The organism is Larkinella insperata, assembly GCF_026248825.1.
Classification (GTDB): Bacteria; Bacteroidota; Bacteroidia; order Cytophagales; family Spirosomataceae; genus Larkinella; species Larkinella insperata.
In genome coordinates this window covers 6,059,713-6,080,186 of record NZ_CP110973.1, presented here as the reverse complement: position 1 = coordinate 6,080,186, position 20,474 = coordinate 6,059,713, and the positions used below count along the sequence as shown (strand labels likewise).

The following is a 20,474-nucleotide window of genomic DNA, read 5'->3' as shown; positions in this document are numbered from 1 at the left end:
TTGTTGTCGTCGTTCTGGTCGTATCGGACGAAATGGTCTGAGCAAATGCGCTCCACGTTCCCAAAAGGCAAAGCGCAAGCATTGTACTGTTGCGTTTCATGATTATAACGTTGTTGAAGTTTTGTAAAAAAATCAGACCGCCGAAGCGGGTGTATGTCACCACATACACCTCTTAAACCACGGAATTCTTGGATTGTTTACGACCGACGTAATTCTTTAAAATAATTAATCAATCCATTCGTTGAGCTGTCGTGTGAAGAGACCGGTTGGTTGTCGGTCAGTTCTGGCAGGATGCGGTTCGCCAGTTGCTTACCTAATTCAACGCCCCACTGGTCAAAACTAAAGATATTCCAGATAACGCCCTGGGTGAAAATCTTGTGTTCGTACAGCGCAATCAAACTGCCGAGCGTCCGGGGGGTGATCTGCTTGACGAGAATCGAGTTCGTGGGGCGATTTCCCGAGAAGACCTTAAACGGCATCAGCAGTTCGACTTCTTCCCTGGTTTTTCCCGACTTCTCCAACTCGCTTACGACTTCTTCGCCGGATTTGCCGTTCATCAGGGCTTCGGTTTGGGCAAAGAAGTTGGAAAGCAGCATGTTATGGTGTTCTCCCAGCGGCCGGTGGCTAATGGCCGGTGCGATGAAGTCGCAGGGAATCAGCTTGGTGCCCTGGTGAATGAGCTGGTAAAAAGCGTGCTGGCCGTTCGTGCCGGGTTCGCCCCAGATTACCGGGCCGGTCTGGTAAGCCGCTGGCTGGCCGTTCCGGTCGACAGACTTTCCGTTGCTCTCCATATCGCCCTGCTGGAAATAAGCGGCAAACCGGCTCATGTATTGATCGTACGGTAAAATCGCGTGCGATTCGGCCCCGAAAAAATTATTGTACCAGATGCCGACCAGGGCCAGTGTCGCCGGAATATTTTCCTCCAGGGGCGTGTTTTTGAAGTGCTGATCCATCGCGTGACCACCTTCCAGCAATTCCGCAAAATTTTCGAATCCGATGTAACAGGCTATCGACAGACCGATGGCCGACCAGAGCGAATACCGTCCGCCGACCCAATCCCAGAAGACAAACATGTTTTCGGGGTCGATGCCAAATTTTTCAACCTCCGACTTATTGGTGGAAATGGCAACAAAATGTTTTGCCACCGCCGATTCGTCCTGGGCGTGCTTGAGAAACCAGTCGCGGGCCGAGTGGGCGTTGGCCATGGTTTCCTGCGTCGTGAAAGTTTTCGACGCGATCATGAACAGCGTCGTTTCCGGATCGAGGTCCTGGAGTGTTTCGTAGATGTGCACACCATCGACGTTCGAAACAAAATGGACTCCAAATTGCGGCTTCCCATCCTTCTGAACGGCATACGGCTTCAGCGCCGTCGTGACCATAACCGGACCCAGATCCGAACCGCCAATGCCAATGTTGACCAACTGCGTGATCGGTTTCCCGGTATAGCCTTTCCATTCGCCCGAAGTAAGGCGGTCGGCGAAGCTTTTCATTTTGTCGAGCACGACGTTTACCTCCGGCATAACATCCTTGCCGTCTACCTCGATGGGGGAGTTGGAGCGGTTTCGCAGGGCTACGTGCAGAACGGAACGGTTTTCGGTTGCGTTGATGCGGTCGCCGGAAAACATTTTTTCAATGGCTTCGGAAAGGCCCGCTTCACTGGCCAGTCGGCGCAGCAGGGTCAGGGTTTCGTTGTCGATCCGGTTTTTGGAGAAATCGACCAGAATGTCTTCAAACCGCAGTGAGAAATGGTCAAACCGTTTTGGATTTTCGGCAAACAAATCCCGCAGGTGACGGTCTTTAATTTGCTGATAGTGGTTCTGCAACTGCTGATAAGCAGGAAGTTGGAGGAAAGATTGGGTAGGTAACATTGGATTTGGGGTCAAAGACAAATTTCTTTCAATCGTTCGGGTTCGCAAACGAATACGTTAAAGTCGACTTTTCCGCGGATTCCGTCTACAGAGCCTTTTTCGTTATGCTGCCAAATATACAAGCGGTCCGCCTTAAACTGGCGGGGTGTATCGCTGGAATAATCGGCAAGCCAGAGCGGGTAATCGTCAAAGTTACCGGCAATGTAGAGCAAATAGAAATGCCGGTTGACATAAATAATGGGCCGCATCCCGTAATGATCTTCCACCAGGCGCAGCCAGACGCGAATATCGGCAATCAACTTATCGGCGGGCACCCGGCCTTTGTCGTTGCGTTCGAGGTCCAGCACGGGGGCGAAGTCACCGGGTTTGAGCGTGACGGTGTTGATGAAATTCCGGGCTTGTTTGGCGGGATCGCGCTTGGGATGGTAAAAATGGTAGGCACCGCGCATCAAACCGGCCTTCCGGGCTTCCTTCCAGTTGTGTTTAAACCGGCGGTCAACCAGCGTGGCGCCTTCGGTGGCCTTTACAAAAACAAATTGCAGGCTTACGCCGTTGGCCTGGGCCTGACAGACGCGTTTCCAGTTGATCCGGCTGTTGTGGTGTGAAACGTCAATGCCGTGAATGGTGTACTTCAGCGGCATCCGAATCCCGTAGCCGTTTACATATTGCCACTGTAATTCATTGACCTTTTCGAGGGAACGGTACCACCAGAGACCGACCACCAGAAGACAGAACGCCAAAAAGGGCCAGCGGAGGTACTTTCTTTTCCGATATAAATACAGAACAATCTGGCTCATACCGGGCAAAAATAAGGAGAAAAAAGAAGAGAGGAAGAATGGACAAAGGAATGTTACCATTACCCCTTTCCGTTCTGCCTCTCTTCTTCAGGGCTTTTTCGGATTAATCGTGGCCTTCCAGCTTCACAATTTTGTTGTAGAGACCTAACAGCAAAAAGGGTGCTGCCCACTGGCCGACGAACAAAGCCTTGTCATTTTCATGTTGAAACTTATAAAACAGGGAAACACCCATCGATGCTACGGAAGCCCACAGAAACAGATCAGATGGCAGTTTGGCGGTTTGCTCTTCGATAGCTTCAGCCACAGGTCCCTCTTTGTGCGATGGATTCGGGTTTTTCACCGATCCTTTGGTTGGATTGCGTTCTAAGACGTTCATAACGTTTGTTTAATAGTGATTACACAAACCAAACCAGGAGAAAAAGAGAATGTTCGAAAAAATGAGGCAAATTCCGGTGGGCTGTAAAACAAAAACGGGTGCTGATGGCTCAGAAACCAGTCAGCACCCGTTTTAGGTTCAGGCCGAAACCTTATTTATTGGGTTGCGGAGTGGTCCGCAGATACGGCTTTACGATGTTGACGCCTTTTGGGAATTTCTTCACGGCGTCCTCGGTGCTGACGGCCGGTACGACAATCACATCCTGGCCTTCCTGCCAGTCGGCGGGGGTAGCCACCTGGTAATTGGCCGTCAGTTGCAGCGAATCGATGACCCGCAGGATTTCGAAGAAGTTGCGGCCCGTCGAAGCCGGGTATGTCAGCGTCAGTTTGATTTTTTTATCGGGACCAATGATGAACACCGAGCGAACGGTCGCTTTTTCCGACGCATTGGGGTGAATCATGTCGTAGAGTTCGGCCACTTTACGGTCGTGGTCGGCAATCAGCGGAAAATCGACCGTGGTGTTCTGGGTCTCGTTGATGTCTTTCACCCACTCCCGGTGGGAATCGAGCGGATCAACGCTGACCGCTATGACCTTAACCCCGCGCTTTTCGAACTCATCTTTTAATTGAGCCGTTCGACCCAGCTCGGTCGTGCATACGGGGGTAAAATCGGCGGGGTGGGAAAAGATCATTCCCCAGGAATTGCCCAGCCATTCGTGGAAATTGATGGTGCCCTCGGTGGTTTCAGCGGTGAAATCCGGAGCAATGTCACCTAATCGGAGTGCCATACGTAAATTCGTTTGGTTAAAGTACAATACTATACTTATGCTATAGTCTTTGTTACAAAAATGTATAAAACTTGTGCAAAACACTGCATGTGTTTAAAAAGACTGCGACGGTATAACACTACCGTGGCCCGAAATAGTTTTTCAGATCAATTTTTCTTCAACGGCCATTTTAACCAACTCGGCGGCATTTTTCACCTGAAGACGGCGCATCATGTTGGCGCGGTGGTTGTCGACGGTGCGAACCGAAAGCTGCAGTTTTTCGGCAATTTCGCGGCTGCTCATGCCATCTACAAGGAACTGCAGAATCTCTTTTTCCTTCTTCGAAAGCTTCGAGCGCCGGACTTTGCTGGTGCGTTCCGTTTTCTTCAACTGGTGCATGTAGCCGTTGAGAATAATCGTGGCTACGGGCGAGCTAAAGTATTTTTCGCCACTGGCAATGGTTCGGAGCGCTTTCATCATTTCGTCGCTCGAGGAGTCTTTCAGAATGTAACCGAAGGCACCGGCTTCCACCGAACGAAGAATGTAATCTTCGTTGTTGTGCATCGAAAGCATCAGCGTTTTGATGTTCTTGTACAGCCGTGAGATGATCTGGGTCGTCTGAATTCCCGACATGCCGGGCAGCGAAATGTCCATCAACACCACGTCCGGTTGCTGCGTCTTCAGTTTTTCAAGGGCCTCTTCACCGTCACCGGCTTCGTCGATAATCTCAAATTCTTCATTTTGCTCGAGGAGGGAGCGAATTCCGTTTCTGACGATGGAATGGTCATCAACCAGCATTAACTTTAGTGTACTCATATTCTTGCTGTACAAGTTTAAAAGGTATACTTACCTGGACTTTAGTGCCCTTGTCGGGCGCAGAGGAAATCTTGAATTTGCCGTTGATCAGGGCGGCTCGTTCGTGCATGTTGTGAATGCCCTGCGACGGTCGTTTGGTGTCTTCTTTCCGGCTGCGGTGAATCCGGAACCCTTTGCCATCGTCGTTGACAATCAAATGCAAGTAATTATCTTTTTCGAATAAATCAATGGTTATCTGAGTGGGCTCAGCGTGACGGAGCGCGTTGCTCACGGCTTCCTGCGCAATGCGGTAAACGCCAATCTCTACGCTTTTGTCCAGACGAACATTGGACAAATTTGTGTGAAAAGTAATGTCTGTCTTGCTGTTTTTATCGTGCGAATCGGCCAGCATTTTTACCGCCGGGATCAGCCCAAAATCACTCAAAACCGTTGGCATCAGGTTGTTTGATACGTTGCGGGTTTCCTGAATGGTCTGGGCGATCAGGTCTTTCAGTACGACAAAACTTTTAATCTCTTTTTCCTTGCCGTTCAGGCTGCGCTCAAAGCTTTCGACCTGCAATTTAATAGCTGTCAGCATTTGACCAATACCGTCGTGCAGTTCGCGGGAAAGCCGCTTTCGTTCTTCTTCCTGACCAGCAACCAGATACGAGGTCCGAAGTTTTTGTTCGTCCATCTGCTGCTGGTATTGCTGGCGAGTGGCATCGAAGAGTTGCTGACGGGTTTCTTTCAGGGCCCGGTTCAGCGAGAGCAGTTTCCGGTTGGTGGTAGCCGTCCGGGTCTCTGCTTCAACTAGTTGAACGATAACCGCTTCAAATTTATTGATTGCGGGCCGCAAAATATACCAACCGGCAAACACCAGTGCCAGCAGCGTGAAGAGGTAAATGGTAAACTCGATCAGGCGGGTGGTGTCTACATTAGCGAGCGTTTCGCGGGTGTATTGCTGCACCACCGCGTCCATATTTTCCAGAAACGGTGTTTCGTTGGCCAGCAAGGCGGTCAGGTCGACTTTGGACGTAAACTCCTCGGGACTATTGACCTGTTCGGCTTCCTGAATCACGCGCTGCACCGACTCCCGGAACCCGAAATAATACGGTTTCAGAAACTGGAAGCGAATTTTGACGCTGTCGCTGTTCTGCACCATAATTGGGTAGCCCGGCACCGTTCCCTGTTCGATGTGCAGGTGGTTGGTTTCAAACTCCGAAAACAGCGTCTTGATTTCGGTCAGATTGCTTTGAAAACGAGCGTGTTCGCTGGGACGACTGAGTTGCAGGATCTTATTGACAATGCGCTGGCTGTGGTGGCGCTGGGCCGAAGCCATTCCGATGATCATAACCCGTTCGGCTTCGCGTCGGGTTTGAAGCTGAGTCACAACCTCGGCCACCGTTATTAACACGGCAATAAACACCAGTGTTATCAGGAATAAACGGTTGAAATGGCGGGCCGAAGGCTGAGTGGTCTGGGGTATAACGTTATCTACTTCCGACACAGTTTATATGATGCAACGAACGTTGATTAAGGTAAAGGTAACAAAATTTGTGAAAATTAAAGGAACACACCTTTAACTTCGTAATTTATGAGTCTGAAAACCCGAACCAAACCGTAAATAGTGTTGTTTTTAAACCGTAAAACGACGTAGATTTGTGTTTATCTGAACACGGCCTGATCATGAAAAAAACTAGCTGCTTCATCGCTCTTTTAGGACTGTTGACTTTCGCATCGTTTACCCCGTCCAGCGAAGTGGGTGAGCGTCCGGTCACGACGGTTGCCGAGCCGGTTAAACTGTCCTGGGAGACCTTGCGCGATGTGACTTTTAAGAAAAAATGGTATCCGGAAGAATCGGTGTACATGCTGTATCCAACCTTCGGCGCCGGAATCCAGAAGCTGAGTGGCAAGCCGGTGGAGCTGACGGGATACGTGCTTCCGGTTGACATTGAGTCGAATACATATGTTCTTTCCGCCTTTCCCTACAGCGCGTGCTTCTTCTGCGGAGGAGCCGGGCCGGAGTCGGTGGTATCACTCAAGTTTAAAAAGCCGGGGATGAAGTTCAAGACGGATGAACGCCGGACGTTCCGGGGTACACTCAAGTTGAACGCCGATAACATCTACGAACTGAATTACATCATTGCCGATGCCGAAATGGTGGCGCAATAAGGAATTCGTAAAAAGTTTTTTCTGGCTAAACGAAATCTTTTCAGGCCCCCTTGCATTATTTCAGATTTTTCTGATCTTTGCACCACGAAAAAAAGGGGGTATAGCTCAGTTGGCTAGAGCGCTACAATGGCATTGTAGAGGCCGTCGGTTCGAATCCGACTATCTCCACCAGATTTCGCAGAAGCCCCAAATCCGATAGATTTGGGGCTTCTTTGTTTTACGGCTTTTGCTGCAAATTTTTTTCGTACCCTTGGGTGATACGTGAGCGTAATGCCGATAAACCGTTAAAAAGCGTATGAATGCAACTCAGAGTTTGTCGATGAACGTCGCCCTCTTAACCGACCGGGAGCGAACATTGGAACGGATTTACGCCCAAACGTTTCCGATGGTACGGCATTACGTGAGAGAACGGGGCGGGACAACCGACGACGCGAAGGACATCTTTCACGAAGCCATGATCCTGTTTTACGAAAAGATGGTGCAGGAACAACTGACGCTGACGGCCTCCGTGAGTACCTACCTGATGGGTATTTGCAAGAACCTCTGGCGGCAGGAACTCGAAAAACGGGGGCGGCAGCAGCCGTTGACCGAAAGTCAGGCCGAGATCGCCGGGGAGCCGTCCGGTGGGGAAGAGGAACCCGCTCCGCTAAAGCTTTTGACGTTTGTGGAGCAATTGGGCGAAACCTGTCAAGCTATCCTGGTTGGTTTCTACTACTTCGGCCAGCGACTCGAGCAAATTGCCACGCAGCAGGGGTACCGCACCGTTCGATCGGCGACCGTCCAGAAGTACAAGTGCCTGGAGCGGCTCCGGAAAGCCGTCGGCCATCTGTCCATCGAGAATTTCAAACCCTGACCGCCATGCGCCCCGAACTGGAAGAAGTACAATTGCTGGAAGCGTACCTGCAGGGTAGCCTGAGCGAAGAACAGCAGCTTGAGGTGTCTGTTCGGTTACTCTGGGATCAGGACTGGCAGCAAAAACTGGCAGCTCAGAAACGGGCGTATCAGGCGTTACGGCTGGCCGGGCGGCAGCAACTTCGTCACGAACTGGATTTCATATACGTCCGGTTATTCGGCTAAGTCGGTCCGGTAAAATACCCCACCTTATAGTTTGCCTTCTTTCCATTGCGGCTTCCGGAAGCCGGGTGGTACAGTATTGCCCTTGCCAAACTTTCATTCGTAACCCCTTCTTACATCATGTATTATCCCGAACGTAGCCGACGTGAGTTTCGTAAATTTGCCGTGCGCGGGCAGCACCTGAACGGCCTGACGGTAGACCGTTACCTGCACCAGATTGAAAACATGACCCGGGCTGTCATTGAAGAGCGGCCCATGAACTTCCGGGAGGTCGATGTGTTTTCCCGGCTCATGGCCGACCGGATCGTTTTCCTCGGCACCGCCGTCGACGATAAGATTGCCAATGTCATCATTGCGCAGTTGTTGTTTCTGGAATCGGCCGACCCCAAAAAAGATATTCTGCTGTACATCAACAGCCCGGGCGGATCGGTTTATGCCGGTCTGGGCATCTACGATACCATGCAGTACGTTCGGCCCGACGTTGCAACCATTTGTACGAGTGTGGCGCTTTCCTTTGGGGCGGTTCTGCTCTGCGCCGGAGCGCCCGGCAAACGTTCGGCTTTGCCGCACGCCCGCGTGATGATCCACCAGCCGCACGGAGGGGCTCAGGGGCAGTCGGTCGATATTGAAATCACGGCCCGCCAGATTGTGATTTTACGGCAGGAACTGTACGAAATTATGGCGCGTCATACCGGCCGGTCGGTCGAGGAACTGGAGCGCAATGCCGACCGCGACTACTGGATGAAAGCCGAGGAGGCCCGGCAATACGGGTTTATCGACGACGTGTTGCAGCGGGTCTGAACGCAATTTTTGGCAAACCAGTAGGAACACATGCGCAAAAACGGCCATCTTTGCCGTGCTGCGTTGAAACCACGTTGATGAACATAACAGCCGCAGCCATGCGGCTTTTTTTTATGGACTTACTGGAAATCTTCGATGCCCAAAATCAACCACTGGGCTTCACCAAACCGAAAACCGATGCCCACCGCGACGGCGACTGGCACCGTACTTCCGAAATCGTTGTCCTGAATCACCAAAACGAGGTCTTGCTGAGCCTGCGTCATCCGGATAAGCGCTACCTGCCGAATTTCTGGGATGTGTGCGTGGGCGGTCACCTCGATCCGGGCGAGACCTACGAACAGTGCGCCATTCGGGAAGTGGAGGAGGAGATTGGCGTACGGCCCCAGGAAACCGAACTTCATTACCTGGGCAATGTAGACGTGGTGGCAATCGACGAAGCGGTTTCGTTGTACGATCGGGAGCACGCTGCGGTGTATCTGTTCCAGACCGACCGGACGATCGACCAGTTTGTGATGCAACCCGACGAGGTAGCCGCGTTGCAGTTCGTTTCGCTGGCTACCCTTCTGGAAGAATTCCGGTCCGGGAAAAATTCGCTGTATTACACACCACCGCAGTATTCGTATCTGAAGACGCTCGAAATGGCCGCGGCTTTTCTGCAAAACAACGGTTAAAACGGACGCACGGCTTTGACAAACCGGCCCTTGAAATAATTGGAAAACAGGTTGTCTTCCCGAACCCCGCGGGAGGACGATGCGTGAATGAACCGGATGTTGTTCGGACCAAGTACCTCCGTGACAATGCCGGTGTGCGAGACGTAACCGGATTTTCCGTCATCGGGTACAAAAAACAGCAGATCTCCCGCCTGAATTTGCGGAACTTCTACTTCGAAACCTACTTCGGCCTGCTGCCAGGAAACACGCGGCATTTGCAGACCCACGGTGTTGAAAGCGGCAAATATCAGGCCCGAGCAATCGATGCCCGACGAGGTATTGCCACCCAGCCGGTAGGGGGTTCCGGTGTACGTCCGGGCAATTTTAACGACCTGGGGAACGTAGCCTTTCTGGTAAGTACGCGTATCGACGGTTTTCAGCGGTTTTGATACGGCCGGCTTGCGATTGGCTACCGGAGTTCTCCGCTGGGCGGGCGGGGTATAGTGAGAGGTCTTAAAAAAAGAACAGGACGATAAGGTCAACACCAGAAGAGCAGCAGGCCAGAAAGGGCGTAGTAAGGTCTTCATTATAGGGTTCTGTTGTTTTGCATGAATGGTTACGGTCCAGTTAGCACGACACCGGAAGAAAGAAGCCCAGGGTGAACCGATTCCTTCCGGCGTCGTAATGCGCAGGTCAAGCTATCAAAATTTCATCGTCAAGGCAATCCGCTTGCGCTGCAAATCCACTTCCAGCACCTTCACCTGTACTTTCTGATGAACGCTGACAACCTGCCGCGGGTCCGTGACGTATTGATTGGAGAGCTGCGAAATATGCACCAGCCCGTCCTGCTTGACGCCAATATCGACAAACGCGCCGAAAGCCGTCACGTTGGTAACAATGCCGGGCAGCTGCATGCCCTCGCGCAGGTCCTCCGGTTTGCGCACCCGCTCGTCGTACGCAAAAACCGTCAGCATTTCGCGAGGATCACGACCCGGCTTCTCGAGTTCGGCCAGAATATCGCGCAACGTGGGCAGACCCACTGTTTCGGTAACGTACTGTTCGGGCTTAATCTGCTTGCGGAGGTCAGCTTTTTTTATCAAATCCGCAACCGTGCAGCTCAGATCGCGGGCCATGCGCTCCACCACCGGGTAGCTTTCCGGGTGAACGGCGCTGTTATCAAGCGGGTTTTTGCCCGCATCAATCCGCAGAAAACCGGCACACTGTTCGTAGGCTTTGTTGCCCAGCCGGGGGACTTTCTTCAACTGGTCGCGCGATTGGAACGGTCCGTTCTGAGCCCGGAATTCCACAATGTTAGTGGCCAGTTGCGGCCCCAGGCCAGATACATAGCGCAGCAGGTGGCTGCTGGCCGTGTTGAGCGAGACGCCCACCTGGTTCACGCAGCTTTCCACCACCCGGTCCAGGCTGCTTTTTAGTTCCGTCTGATCAACGTCGTGCTGGTATTGCCCCACACCGATGGATTTGGGGTCAATTTTGACCAGTTCGGCCAGCGGATCCATCAACCTTCGACCAATGGAAACCGCCCCCCGAACAGTCACGTCGTGATTCGGGAACTCCTGACGGGCCACTTCCGAGGCCGAATAAATGGAAGCACCCTGCTCGCTGACCATGAACACCGGAACGGTTTTTCCAAAATCCAGGCTGCGGACAAACTCTTCCGTTTCGCGTCCGGCGGTCCCGTTTCCAATTGTGATGGCTTCAATCTGGTGTTGGGAAACCAGCTTCAGCAACGTTTGCTGCGCCTGATCCCGACGCATGTCCGGATAAATCACGTCGTTGGCCCGCAAATTACCCTGCGCATCGAGACAAACCACTTTGCAGCCGGTTCGGAAACCCGGGTCGATGGCCAGCACCCGTTTCTGACCCAGCGGGGGCGAGAGCAGCAACTGGCGGAGGTTGTCGGCAAATATCTTGATGGCTTCCTGATCGGCTTTGTTTTTGGATACGTTGTCGAATTCGGTTTCAATGGACGGTTTGATCAGGCGTTTGTAGCTGTCCTTGATGGCAATGGCCACTTGATCGATGCTTTCCGACGAACCCGAACGCAGAAACTGCCGGTCGAGCCGGTCGAGGGCGGCATCTTCGTCGGGCGAAATACTGACTGACAAAATGCCCTCGGCTTCTCCGCGCCGGATGGCCAGCAACCGGTGGGAGGGAACCCGGCGGAGCGGTTCGGCAAAATCAAAATAGTCTTTGTACTTAATCCCGACCGTCGCCTTATCTTTCTTCACCACCGACCGGATAATGGCTTCCCGCTCGAACAGATTCCGGATGCGCTGGCGGGCGTCGGCGTTTTCGCTGATCCACTCGGCCATGATGTCGCGGGCTCCCTGTAGGGCCTCTTCCACACTGCCAACCTGATCGTTCAGGTACGTAGCGGCTTTTCGTTCGATGGTGTTTTCGCGCTGGCTGAAAATAAGCTTGGCCAGTGGTTCCAATCCTTTTTCAACGGCGATGGTGGCTCGCGTTTTCCGTTTGGGTTTGTAGGGCAAATACAAATCTTCCAGTTCGGTCAGCGAGTCGGCGGCTTCGATTTTCTGACGAAGTTCGACGGTGAGCTTGCCCTGATCTCCAACGGATTTCAGGATCGCGTCCCGGCGTTTGTCGAGTTCCAGCAGCTTTTGATACGTATCTTTGATGGCGCCAATCTGGACTTCATCCAGTTGTGAAGTGGCCTCTTTGCGGTACCGGGCGATGAAGGGAACGGTTGCGCCCTCATCGAGTAATTGAACGGTATTGGCGACCTGCCGGGCGGTCAGACTGAGCAATGCCGCAATGCGCGCGGGCACATTACCAGATTCATGGGATGAGCTCATGTATTCGGTTTACTGAATTTGAGCCACAAAAAAAACAGGAAAGGCTGGTTTGTCAATATAAAATAATGAGAAATGTCAACCGGGCGCCGTATCTGTTTCTGCCTCAGCGGACAAAAAAAATCAGGCCATACAGCCTGATTTTTGGAGTAGAACCGGTGTCTGACGGTTTGAATCCGCCTTAGATCCGGCAATCCAGACAACTCTCGTATTCTTCGTGGCCCGGGGCGTATACCCCGTTTACGTTCACCAGGCGGTCGGTGCGGATTAACTGGCCCGACGTCAGCCGGACAAAATCGCCGTCGGGGCCCGACTGCAACTCCGTCATGATTGAAGTCACCGAGAGCAATTCATTTAGGTCGGTTGTATAAAAAATCTTGACGTATTTCCGGAGCGCAATCAGCGACCGGAGCATATCCGTGTAGGTTTCAGTCAGCGTTGTCATGGTGCAACAGTTGGTTTCTAACCGTATAACAACTTTTTACGCAAAACCATTTTTTGAATTGGCATACTGCTCCATCTTCCGACGGACAGTTGGTATTTTTGGGTGAAATATGTCAACAGGGGTTAAACCGGGTTTAATTTCATTTTAATCCGTGTTGACCTATTCAAGGGCAATTTAAGTCCGGTTTAATTTGGATTACATACGATTTTAATCGGGCGGTCCGTACTTTGTAATATAAAATCATCCTACCGCCATGCATTACGATTCGTTCTTTTTGCTCTCGTGTTTAATGGGAGATGAGTTATACAAATTGAAAGATACCAAGACTAAGCAGCCTGATAGCAGGGCGCTGGAAGAGCGTTTCAAGCAAGTCTGGAATCAGCCGATCGATGATTTCTACTTGAGCGGTTTGCCGCCGGTGATTCGCCGAAATGCGAGACGTAGTTTTATTTAGTTGCTATCCGATTCCGTTTTTCACCGTATACTTGAACATTGGCCCCATTCTCCAGTGCAAAGCCTGTGAGAAGGGAGGTGGGGCCGAATTTTTTATGCAGCCTGAAACTGCTGCAAGCAGAGGTGCTGAAGCAGCATGATGGTTTTGCCATCCACGATTTCCCCTTGAGCAATCATCTGCATGGCCTGCGGCAGGGGCAGTTCCAGCACATCAATCTCTTCTTCCTCAATGCCGCCCCCGGTCCGCTTCTCGGTAGAATCCGAATAGTCGGCGGTAAAAAAGTAAAGCTTCTCGGTTACCGATCCCGGGCTCATGTAAGCTTCAAAAACTTTCCGGATGTTGGTCACCACGAAGCCGGTTTCTTCTTCGGTTTCCCGACGAATGGCATCTTCTGGATTGTCATTATCCAACAAACCCGCGCAGGCTTCAATCAGTAAACCGCTGCTGTTACCGTTGACGTAGGTAGGCATCCGAAACTGCCGCGTCAGGATAACGGTATTTTTTTCCGGGTTGTGCAGCAGGATGGTAGCGCCGTTGCCGCGGTCGTACGCTTCCCGCGACTGCGTTTCCCAAATTCCATTTTTTCGCTGGTAATTAAAGGTGACCTTCCGTAGGATATACCAGTTGTCAGACAAGACTTCTTCTCTTACCAATTGTACCCGTTCATTATTCATGGTAGTATTTGTTTGTTTTTGATTATTGTTGATTAGTTTTGATCGAACAAATGAACTACAACGCCATGAATTTCCCAAACAGAAAGCGGATTATTTTACAAACGGTCGATGAGAAGGGATCCATTGATGTGAAGGAACTGGCCGAGTTGTTGCAAACATCGGAAATCACCGTTCGCCGGGATTTAACGTTGCTGGCGAGCGACGGCCTGATTTATCGCACCCACGGGGGCGCTATGAAAGTCAGTCTAGCGAATAACCCGGTGCAGTTTGTCAATAAAACCGCCGTTAATTCCGAAAACAAAGATCACATCTGCCGGCTGGCGGCCCAGCAGATTCAGGAGGGAGACGTTATTTTTATGGATTGCGGGAGTACGGTGTTCCGGCTGTGCCCGTTTATCCGCAACAAACGCATCCAGGTAGTGACCAACTCGTTGCCGGTGGTGAATGAGTTGATGTCGTCAGATGTAACGGTTAATCTGGTGGGTGGGGAGGTCGATGCGAAGCGGCAGGCCGTTCACGGTCTGATGGCGCACGAACACATCGCCCGTTACCGTGCTCAAAAGGCGTTTCTGGGAGTAGACGGTATTTCGGCGGCCAACGGGTTGTCGGCTCACAGCGAAACCGAAGCCGGGATGACACTGGCGATGGCGGCCCAGGCGGAAGAAACCTTTCTGCTGTGCGACTCTACGAAGCTGGAAAAAGAAAAGTACGTGCAGTTTGCCCCGCTCAGTCTGATTCATACGCTGGTGACGGACCCGGATGCCCGGCCGGAAGTGCTGGCATTATACCGTGAGCGGGGGGTCCGGGTAATGAATTAGTTCAGGGGGGAGCTGTCGCCCGAGCGTTTACGGTCCGACAAATCTTCGTAGTTTCCGATCAGGATAGCGGCCTGGTGCAGCAATTCAACGGCCTGGATTTCATCGAATAAAATATCAAGTTTCCGCTCGATTCGCCCGATTTCAGCAACGGCGTTTTGGTAGGCGAAAAAGTCTTCGTGTGGGGCCTGATTTTGCATAGACTCAGTCAGAAGATATTTTCCGGCCTGAAGCACACCCCACGAAGCCCGCAGTTCGTGCAGAATCGGGCTGTATTTAGTCACTTTCAGAACTCGCATTCTCGACGGCGGTTTTCGGCCGTAAAGATACTAATTTTTGCAACCAGGTACTAATTTGCTTTCTACTTTAGGACTGCACAGAACCCCGGTGGCGGATCGCAGACACCCTTGATTTTAATTACCGTTGCTTCCCCAAAATACCCATAGACAACCGTAGACCATAGCCTTTAAACTCGCAACGAACACCAACAATCCGGAAACATTGCAGTTAATCAGGAAACAAACCAAAAACAGGGTATGGAAAGCCAAATGACAGCAAAGCCGGGTACCAGTGTTGAACTGGGGCCGTACGATGTCGCGGAAGACGTGCGCGGAATCAAGAACATTTTTGTGAATGTGTACTTTGTCGGAGAAGCCCAACAGGGCGGCAAGTGGGTTCTGGTTGATGCCGGAACGCCGAGCGGAGCGGACCCGATTCGTCAAAAAGCCCGTGAACTGTTCGGTGAAAACAACCCCCCACAAGCCATTGTGCTGACACATGGTCACTTCGATCACGCTGGATCCCTGGAAAGCCTGCTGAAAGAATGGGGCGATGTTCCGATCTATGCACATCCACTGGAATTGCCGTATCTGCAGGGAAAATCGCACTATCCGCCACCGGATCCGGCAGTGGGCGGGGGTGCCATGGCGTATCTATCGTGGATGTTTCCGAACAGCCCTTACGATTTTGGTGATCAGGTGCGCCCGTTTCCCGCAGATGGGACCATTCCGGAATTACCCGGCTGGCGGGTGATTCACACGCCGGGCCACGCACCGGGCCATGTTTCGCTGTTCCGCGAAAGTGACCGGTCTCTGATTGCGGGTGATGCGTTTACAAACACCAACCAAAATTCGGCGTTCGCGGTGATGACTCAAAAAGAGGAACTGCACGGCCCGCCGGCTTATTTTACCTTTGACTGGGTAGCCTCCAAACGCTCAATTCAGGAACTGGCCGCGCTGAATCCAACGGCCGCCGGAACGGGGCACGGTAAAGCAATCCGGGGAATCCAGTTGCCGCAATTACTGGAAGACCTGATTCACAATTTCGAAAATAGAGAAGTTCCCAAAGGCGGTCGGTATGTTAAACAGCCCGCCCACACCGATGAGCAGGGCATTGTCGACATGCCGCCCCCGGTTTCGTACCACGTGGCCCGGGCCATCGGTATCGGATTCATCGTCGGAACGGTTTTATACTTGGTTGGAAGCAGTCGGAAAAAGTAAGGTTTAGAGCGTGCGTGAAAGCCCCGGAGTCAGTGATTCCGGGGCTTTTTTGTGCCAATCGGGTTGCGCTAATAAACGCCCGATCATCATTCTGCTCGGTTTGGTTAGGCTTCTGATGGGGTCATTGAAGCGACCAGGTAAAGCTTATTAGTTACAATGAGTTTATACTTCAATCGTCAAAAACCGAGTTTTTTCAAACAGCAACGGCTTCCTGATCGTTTTAGATAAAGTAAGTACAACCTATGTGAGTTTTGAATCATGGAACGCCGTAATATTATCATACTAGTTGCCAGCGCCGTAGTTGTTTTGCTTGTGGGATGGTTTGCGCTGAAGCATTTTGGAGTTTTAAACAAGAATGACGTTCCGGCGGAGGGCTGGAACCGCGAGCAGGCCGAGGTGGTGATGCGGCAATTATGCCGGGCGGCCGACTCGGTCGGGATTGATACCAACCGGTATTCTTTTCAGGTCAACGATACGAAAAAAGAGTTTGGCGAAAAGTTCACCGGCCTGCTGCTGGAACTGCGGTACGGACTCAAACCGTCGCGGATTACTTACACCAAACTGCCCGAGAAAATTGATACGGTATGGGCGATTGCCATGCTGAAAAAAGACGAAGGGCGGTCGGCGCTGGATTCGCTGAAAAAGACGTCAGTTTTTGGGCATTATACCACCCTGGTCAACCACTACACCCGTCTGCGGAAAGCCGGCGTTTACGATACGGCCAAGTATGTTCGGCAGACGCTGAATTTCTACCGGTATTTAAACCGCTTCGAGTTTGACCGGTTCCTGGTGGTGAATATTCCGGCGGCTCAGTTAAACATCTACGACCGGAGTGGCAAATGCCTGCTGCCGATGGACGTAATAGCCGGTAAAAGAGATTCCAAAACGCCGTTTTTCACTACGTACCTGACGGATATTATTACGTATCCGTACTGGAATGTGCCGCGCGGAATTGGCATCAAGGAAATTCTGCCCAAAGTACAGGCAAACGTGCAGTATCTGGAAAATCAGAACATGGAAGTGCTGGACGCCAAAGAACAGGTCGTAGATCCTTACGAGATTGACTGGGCCTCTCTTTCCGCGGAAAACTTCCCATACCGGTTCCGGCAGGCGTCCGGTTGCAGCAATTCACTGGGTCTGATTAAGTTTAACCTGACCGGCCCCGGTGCCATCTACCTGCACGACACCAACGCCCGTGACCTGTTCGACCAGACCTCCGACCGCTGGCGGAGCCACGGTTGTATGCGGGTGCAGAAACCCGTTGAGCTGGCCAATTACCTGATGGAAAAACCCGTACTCGACGAAGGGTTTATGAACCGCTGCATGGTCGATCAGAAACCGCAGACGCTGAAGCTACCCAAGCCCTTCCCGGTATTCGTGGTTTACAACCGGGTCGACGTTGATGAGAGCGGCAATCTGCGGGGTTATAAAGATGTGTACGGGTTAGACGGTGGCCGACCGATCTAATTCATCAAAGCAGAAATGATGATTTCTGTAAGTAGTTTTTGTTGGGCGAAAAGACAAACAGGCACGAGCCGCCTTTGATGGCCTGAATAATGTCTTTACTGAGGGCATTTTCAACCGCCGGGCAGCCCTGACTGCGACCCAGCCGACCGGTCCGCCGGATAAAATCTTCGCAGACATAATCGGCTCCGTGTATCACAATGGCGCGGCTGAAAGCGTTGTCATTGAAACCCCGCTCCAGACCCTTCAATTGAAGCGATAAACCGTGTTTTCCCTGGTAGGTGCCGAGCGTTTGATAAAACCCGAGGCTGGATTGATAAGAAGAATGAGTATTAGAAAACGTAGCCGCCATCAACTCGCCCGAGTTACGGCCGTGGGCCACGTACGTTTGAAACAGCAGCCGACGCGTATCAAGATCGATCACGTAGAGCCGCTTTTTGCTGGAGGGCTGGCTCAGATCGACGATGCTGAGCACAGATTTAGGAAAATTGGTTTTCTGAAGCCCGCGGAGTGCATACTCAAATACTTCTCTGCGGAGCCCGTTGCTGTCTAGTTTCAGGTCGTCGTAAACGCCCGACCAGAGGCTCGTTCGGTTGAGAGTTGAGTGGGAAGTGTGCTTGACGGTTGTACCGATACTAGCAAGGCTAAGGGGCAGAATGGCAAAAATGAATAACAGCGCTTTTTTCATAAAACGTTGAAAGTGTGTCTACTATGTAAAAAGGGATGTAGGTAGTTAACGCCAATCGAGGGGTAAAAATTCGTTAATCAAAATTAATTTCTGCATGACTCGAACAATTTTCATGCCGTTTGTGATCCTAATGTTTTGGGGATCAGTGGCTTTTGGACTGCCCGTTGTTTCGATTTTAACCTATAAAAAACCGGGTGAAACCGAATTGACACCAGCGGCTAACCGGGCCATTGCGGACTTGAAAAAACGGGGCGGTGGTACCTTAAAATACCCGGCTGGACGGTTTGTGCAGGGGCCGGTTGAAATAACGGGGTCCTCAATTAGCATTCAGGGAGCCGGTATTGGACGAACCGTCATCATCCGAAATACACAGCGCGGGTACGCCTTCTGGGCGAACCAGCAGCGGGGCGTATTTATCCGGGACCTGAGCATCGACTGCGACAAAAGCCCCATTGAAGGCGGTATATACTTCGGCGGCTGCACAGGCAGCGGGGCCGACCGGGTGGCCATTTCAAATGCAGATGCCTCGACGTTTGTTGTGGAAAATGAACTGCTGAACGGGGGCGGAAAGAAGGCAGCATCGGATCGCAACGTGTTTCGCAACTGCCGGGCTACCGGACAGAAACGGTACCACGACGTTGGGGGCAAATCGCCGTTTATTGCCGGTGGGTACGCCAGGAATACCCGTTTTGAATTCTGTACCGTCACCGACTGTGTGGGTGATGCCTTCGACAGTGATAATGCTCCCGGTACGGTATTTAACTTCTGCGTAGCCCGCAGCACCAAAGGTACGAGCCCGTATGCCGGGTTCTGGTCTGAGGGAGAACAACCCGATTCGGATCACCGGGTGACCTGGAATCACTGCCGGGCCACTGGCTTTCGCGTTGGATTCGGAATTTCGGAGCGGGTGAAAGCCACCATCCTGAATGGAGAAGCCGAACAATGCGTGAATGCCATCAAAGGACTGCACCATCAGTACCGCATCGTGGTTACGAATTTTACCGCCCGAAACTGCGGCAAAGGGCTGGAGGCTACTGATACCGACGGTGCCCTGACGTTTAGCGGACCGGTGACGCTCACCAGGGTAAAAACCGTTAATACCGTGGCCCGCAACTCGTTTGCCAATTACGGAGGAAGTGCGTCCACGAACGAAGAAACCCTAATCGGGCCCGGTTGTGAGTTTGATAAAGATGCGTACATTAGTTACGAAAACTCCGGGTCGCGCCGGATTACGGTCAACGGGGCGACGTTCCGGGGGGGCAACATCCGGTATTACAACGGCCAGCTTACCGAATTGCTGGTTAAGAACAGCCAGTTTATTAACAGCGGAATTGTGGGTGCGCGCATCAAACAGAGCCGGATCACGGACGGAAGCCGGTTTATTACCACGGACAGCACGAGAACCGCCATTCAACTGAGTCTCGACTCTTACAACACAACCGTCGAGAATTCAACGTTTGAAGGCTATAACAAAGTCTCGAATAACGCCAAAATGGGTGCGGGGGTGCGGCAAACCACCCGGCGGCAGGGGCCGCGCTAATGCCAAAACCAGAATTAACCATGTCTCCCTACGAAGACGCTGTTGTGCGCGAATTAACCACCTGGCGTCAGAAAATGATGCGTCGGCCATCAATGTTCAACCGGCTTTCTAAAAATCTGCAGGTCCGGATGAATCGCATCATCCCCGAGAAGATTCACCAGGCTATTACAGCCGCCATTAAGCAAATGACGCGGGCCGTGTTGTTTGGGGCCGAATTCCTGACCCGTCAGCCCGTGTTGCATCACCTTTCTCTGGAAGAGCGCGAAGACCGTGCTCGGGCCCGGATCGCCTTCTACAAAACCGCCGGAGCTGCAGAGGGGGGCGTGACCGGCGCCGGCGGCATTCTTCTCGGTCTGGCCGATTTTCCGATTCTGCTCGCCCTGAAAATGAAGTTGCTCTTCGAAATTGCGGCCATTTACGGGTATCCCATCAACGAATACAAGGAGCGCCTTTACATCATGCACATCTTCCAGCTCGCGTTTTCGAGCCAGGAACGGCGGCAGGCGGTGTATGAGCAAATGACCAACTGGCAGGTCAAGAGCCAGCTTTTGCCTGAAGATATCAACCAGTTCGACTGGCGCACGTTTCAGCAGGAGTACCGGGACTACATTGACCTGGCTAAAATGGCCCAGCTGGTGCCCGGCATCGGGGCCGCCGTTGGGCTTGTGGTCAATTACCGGCTGCTCGATGCCCTCGGCAAAACCGCCATGAATGCCTACCGGATGCGGTGGGCCGAGTCGCGGGAATTGGAAATGAAGTAACCGA

The 20,474-nt window shown here is 52.1% G+C and carries 22 protein-coding genes and 1 tRNA gene; 11 read left to right on the top strand and 12 right to left on the bottom strand.

Annotated features, from left to right (window positions below):
• Positions 1-197: 197 nt before the first annotated feature.
• From pgi to OQ371_RS24465, 6 genes are all read right to left on the bottom strand, one after another.
• Complete coding sequence (gene pgi, locus OQ371_RS24490; RefSeq protein ID WP_265991068.1) at positions 198-1,868, bottom strand: glucose-6-phosphate isomerase; 1,671 nt, start codon at positions 1,866-1,868, stop codon at positions 198-200.
• Between the two features lie 11 nt (positions 1,869-1,879).
• Positions 1,880-2,665, bottom strand: a complete 786-nt coding sequence (locus tag OQ371_RS24485; protein ID WP_265991067.1) for a glycoside hydrolase family 25 protein — start codon at positions 2,663-2,665, stop codon at positions 1,880-1,882.
• A 103-nt stretch (positions 2,666-2,768) separates the two neighbouring features.
• Positions 2,769-3,041 carry a hypothetical protein gene (locus tag OQ371_RS24480; RefSeq protein WP_265991065.1) on the bottom strand — a complete coding sequence of 91 codons (273 nt, stop codon included), beginning with the start codon at positions 3,039-3,041 and terminating at the stop codon, positions 2,769-2,771.
• A gap of 151 nt (positions 3,042-3,192) precedes the next feature.
• Positions 3,193-3,828 (bottom strand): peroxiredoxin, encoded by a 636-nt coding sequence (locus OQ371_RS24475; protein WP_111627664.1) that lies wholly within the window; start codon positions 3,826-3,828, stop codon positions 3,193-3,195.
• A 141-nt stretch (positions 3,829-3,969) separates the two neighbouring features.
• Positions 3,970-4,623, bottom strand: a complete 654-nt coding sequence (locus OQ371_RS24470; RefSeq protein WP_510186336.1) for a response regulator transcription factor — start codon at positions 4,621-4,623, stop codon at positions 3,970-3,972.
• Entirely contained in the window at positions 4,595-5,992 is a 1,398-nt protein-coding gene (locus tag OQ371_RS24465) for a sensor histidine kinase (protein WP_265991063.1), read from the bottom strand. The genes OQ371_RS24470 and OQ371_RS24465 overlap by 29 nt, the downstream gene beginning before the upstream one ends.
• Positions 5,993-6,288: 296 nt before the next feature.
• On the opposite strand from OQ371_RS24465, the gene OQ371_RS24460 reads away from it, so the two are divergent.
• The 6 genes from OQ371_RS24460 (at position 6,289) to OQ371_RS24435 (ending at position 9,320) form a co-directional block, all read left to right on the top strand.
• The gene (locus OQ371_RS24460) at positions 6,289-6,774 is read left to right on the top strand and encodes a DUF3299 domain-containing protein (protein ID WP_265991061.1); all 486 of its coding nucleotides are present in this window, start codon (positions 6,289-6,291) and stop codon (positions 6,772-6,774) included.
• Between the two features lie 94 nt (positions 6,775-6,868).
• Positions 6,869-6,945: transfer RNA gene (locus tag OQ371_RS24455), tRNA-Ala, on the top strand.
• Between the two features lie 124 nt (positions 6,946-7,069).
• Entirely contained in the window at positions 7,070-7,627 is a 558-nt protein-coding gene (locus OQ371_RS24450) for an RNA polymerase sigma factor (protein ID WP_265991060.1), read from the top strand.
• A gap of 5 nt (positions 7,628-7,632) precedes the next feature.
• Positions 7,633-7,851: a hypothetical protein gene (locus tag OQ371_RS24445; protein ID WP_265991058.1), complete on the top strand. Its 219-nt coding sequence runs from the start codon at positions 7,633-7,635 to the stop codon at positions 7,849-7,851.
• Positions 7,852-7,968: 117 nt separating this feature from the next.
• Positions 7,969-8,649: a ClpP family protease gene (locus OQ371_RS24440; protein ID WP_265991056.1), complete on the top strand. Its 681-nt coding sequence runs from the start codon at positions 7,969-7,971 to the stop codon at positions 8,647-8,649.
• A 77-nt stretch (positions 8,650-8,726) separates the two neighbouring features.
• Positions 8,727-9,320 (top strand): NUDIX hydrolase, encoded by a 594-nt coding sequence (locus OQ371_RS24435; RefSeq protein ID WP_265991055.1) that lies wholly within the window; start codon positions 8,727-8,729, stop codon positions 9,318-9,320.
• On the opposite strand, the gene OQ371_RS24430 is transcribed toward OQ371_RS24435, so the two are convergent.
• The 4 genes from OQ371_RS24430 to nudK all read right to left on the bottom strand — a co-directional run bounded on the left by OQ371_RS24430 (position 9,317) and on the right by nudK (position 13,703).
• Positions 9,317-9,886, bottom strand: a complete 570-nt coding sequence (locus OQ371_RS24430; protein WP_265991053.1) for a C40 family peptidase — start codon at positions 9,884-9,886, stop codon at positions 9,317-9,319. The genes OQ371_RS24435 and OQ371_RS24430 overlap by 4 nt on opposite strands.
• A 114-nt stretch (positions 9,887-10,000) precedes the next feature.
• Positions 10,001-12,133 (bottom strand): Tex family protein, encoded by a 2,133-nt coding sequence (locus tag OQ371_RS24425; RefSeq protein ID WP_265991051.1) that lies wholly within the window; start codon positions 12,131-12,133, stop codon positions 10,001-10,003.
• Positions 12,134-12,311: 178 nt separating this feature from the next.
• A complete protein-coding gene (locus OQ371_RS24420) occupies positions 12,312-12,575 on the bottom strand; it encodes a hypothetical protein (protein ID WP_265991049.1) in 264 nt (87 codons plus the stop codon).
• Positions 12,576-13,121: 546 nt separating this feature from the next.
• The gene (gene nudK / locus OQ371_RS24415; protein WP_265991047.1) at positions 13,122-13,703 is read right to left on the bottom strand and encodes a GDP-mannose pyrophosphatase NudK; all 582 of its coding nucleotides are present in this window, start codon (positions 13,701-13,703) and stop codon (positions 13,122-13,124) included.
• Between the two features lie 65 nt (positions 13,704-13,768).
• Here nudK and OQ371_RS24410 point away from each other — a divergent pair, with 65 nt between their 5' ends.
• Positions 13,769-14,521: a DeoR/GlpR family DNA-binding transcription regulator gene (locus OQ371_RS24410; RefSeq protein WP_265991045.1), complete on the top strand. Its 753-nt coding sequence runs from the start codon at positions 13,769-13,771 to the stop codon at positions 14,519-14,521.
• Here OQ371_RS24410 and OQ371_RS24405 read toward each other — a convergent pair.
• A complete protein-coding gene (locus OQ371_RS24405; RefSeq protein ID WP_265991044.1) occupies positions 14,518-14,817 on the bottom strand; it encodes a hypothetical protein in 300 nt (99 codons plus the stop codon). The genes OQ371_RS24410 and OQ371_RS24405 overlap by 4 nt on opposite strands.
• Before the next feature lie 237 nt (positions 14,818-15,054).
• Between OQ371_RS24405 and OQ371_RS24400 the strand changes: the two genes are divergently transcribed.
• Both OQ371_RS24400 and OQ371_RS24395 read left to right on the top strand, forming a co-directional pair.
• Positions 15,055-16,017 (top strand): MBL fold metallo-hydrolase, encoded by a 963-nt coding sequence (locus OQ371_RS24400; protein WP_265991043.1) that lies wholly within the window; start codon positions 15,055-15,057, stop codon positions 16,015-16,017.
• A gap of 258 nt (positions 16,018-16,275) precedes the next feature.
• The gene (locus tag OQ371_RS24395; RefSeq protein WP_265991041.1) at positions 16,276-17,484 is read left to right on the top strand and encodes a L,D-transpeptidase family protein; all 1,209 of its coding nucleotides are present in this window, start codon (positions 16,276-16,278) and stop codon (positions 17,482-17,484) included.
• Positions 17,485-17,488: 4 nt separating this feature from the next.
• Here the strand turns inward: OQ371_RS24395 and OQ371_RS24390 are convergent, their stop codons facing one another.
• Positions 17,489-18,169: a murein L,D-transpeptidase catalytic domain family protein gene (locus OQ371_RS24390; RefSeq protein WP_265991039.1), complete on the bottom strand. Its 681-nt coding sequence runs from the start codon at positions 18,167-18,169 to the stop codon at positions 17,489-17,491.
• Positions 18,170-18,263: 94 nt separating this feature from the next.
• On the opposite strand from OQ371_RS24390, the gene OQ371_RS24385 reads away from it, so the two are divergent.
• Both OQ371_RS24385 and OQ371_RS24380 read left to right on the top strand, forming a co-directional pair.
• Entirely contained in the window at positions 18,264-19,709 is a 1,446-nt protein-coding gene (locus tag OQ371_RS24385; RefSeq protein ID WP_265991037.1) for a hypothetical protein, read from the top strand.
• A gap of 20 nt (positions 19,710-19,729) precedes the next feature.
• Entirely contained in the window at positions 19,730-20,470 is a 741-nt protein-coding gene (locus OQ371_RS24380) for an EcsC family protein (protein WP_265991036.1), read from the top strand.
• The last annotated feature ends 4 nt before the right edge of the window (positions 20,471-20,474 follow it).

Coding starts and splice junctions, on each gene's coding strand:
- pgi (WP_265991068.1), bottom strand. CDS start 1,868: ATGTTACCTACCCAATCTTTCCTCCAACTTCCTGCTTATCAGCAGTTG.
- OQ371_RS24485 (WP_265991067.1), bottom strand. CDS start 2,665: ATGAGCCAGATTGTTCTGTATTTATATCGGAAAAGAAAGTACCTCCGC.
- OQ371_RS24480 (WP_265991065.1), bottom strand. CDS start 3,041: ATGAACGTCTTAGAACGCAATCCAACCAAAGGATCGGTGAAAAACCCG.
- OQ371_RS24475 (WP_111627664.1), bottom strand. CDS start 3,828: ATGGCACTCCGATTAGGTGACATTGCTCCGGATTTCACCGCTGAAACC.
- OQ371_RS24470 (WP_510186336.1), bottom strand. CDS start 4,623: ATGAGTACACTAAAGTTAATGCTGGTTGATGACCATTCCATCGTCAGA.
- OQ371_RS24460 (WP_265991061.1), top strand. CDS start 6,289: ATGAAAAAAACTAGCTGCTTCATCGCTCTTTTAGGACTGTTGACTTTC.
- OQ371_RS24450 (WP_265991060.1), top strand. CDS start 7,070: ATGAATGCAACTCAGAGTTTGTCGATGAACGTCGCCCTCTTAACCGAC.
- OQ371_RS24445 (WP_265991058.1), top strand. CDS start 7,633: ATGCGCCCCGAACTGGAAGAAGTACAATTGCTGGAAGCGTACCTGCAG.
- OQ371_RS24440 (WP_265991056.1), top strand. CDS start 7,969: ATGTATTATCCCGAACGTAGCCGACGTGAGTTTCGTAAATTTGCCGTG.
- OQ371_RS24435 (WP_265991055.1), top strand. CDS start 8,727: ATGAACATAACAGCCGCAGCCATGCGGCTTTTTTTTATGGACTTACTG.
- OQ371_RS24430 (WP_265991053.1), bottom strand. CDS start 9,886: ATGAAGACCTTACTACGCCCTTTCTGGCCTGCTGCTCTTCTGGTGTTG.
- OQ371_RS24425 (WP_265991051.1), bottom strand. CDS start 12,133: ATGAGCTCATCCCATGAATCTGGTAATGTGCCCGCGCGCATTGCGGCA.
- OQ371_RS24420 (WP_265991049.1), bottom strand. CDS start 12,575: ATGACAACGCTGACTGAAACCTACACGGATATGCTCCGGTCGCTGATT.
- nudK (WP_265991047.1), bottom strand. CDS start 13,703: ATGAATAATGAACGGGTACAATTGGTAAGAGAAGAAGTCTTGTCTGAC.
- OQ371_RS24410 (WP_265991045.1), top strand. CDS start 13,769: ATGAATTTCCCAAACAGAAAGCGGATTATTTTACAAACGGTCGATGAG.
- OQ371_RS24405 (WP_265991044.1), bottom strand. CDS start 14,817: ATGCGAGTTCTGAAAGTGACTAAATACAGCCCGATTCTGCACGAACTG.
- OQ371_RS24400 (WP_265991043.1), top strand. CDS start 15,055: ATGGAAAGCCAAATGACAGCAAAGCCGGGTACCAGTGTTGAACTGGGG.
- OQ371_RS24395 (WP_265991041.1), top strand. CDS start 16,276: ATGGAACGCCGTAATATTATCATACTAGTTGCCAGCGCCGTAGTTGTT.
- OQ371_RS24390 (WP_265991039.1), bottom strand. CDS start 18,169: ATGAAAAAAGCGCTGTTATTCATTTTTGCCATTCTGCCCCTTAGCCTT.
- OQ371_RS24385 (WP_265991037.1), top strand. CDS start 18,264: ATGACTCGAACAATTTTCATGCCGTTTGTGATCCTAATGTTTTGGGGA.
- OQ371_RS24380 (WP_265991036.1), top strand. CDS start 19,730: ATGTCTCCCTACGAAGACGCTGTTGTGCGCGAATTAACCACCTGGCGT.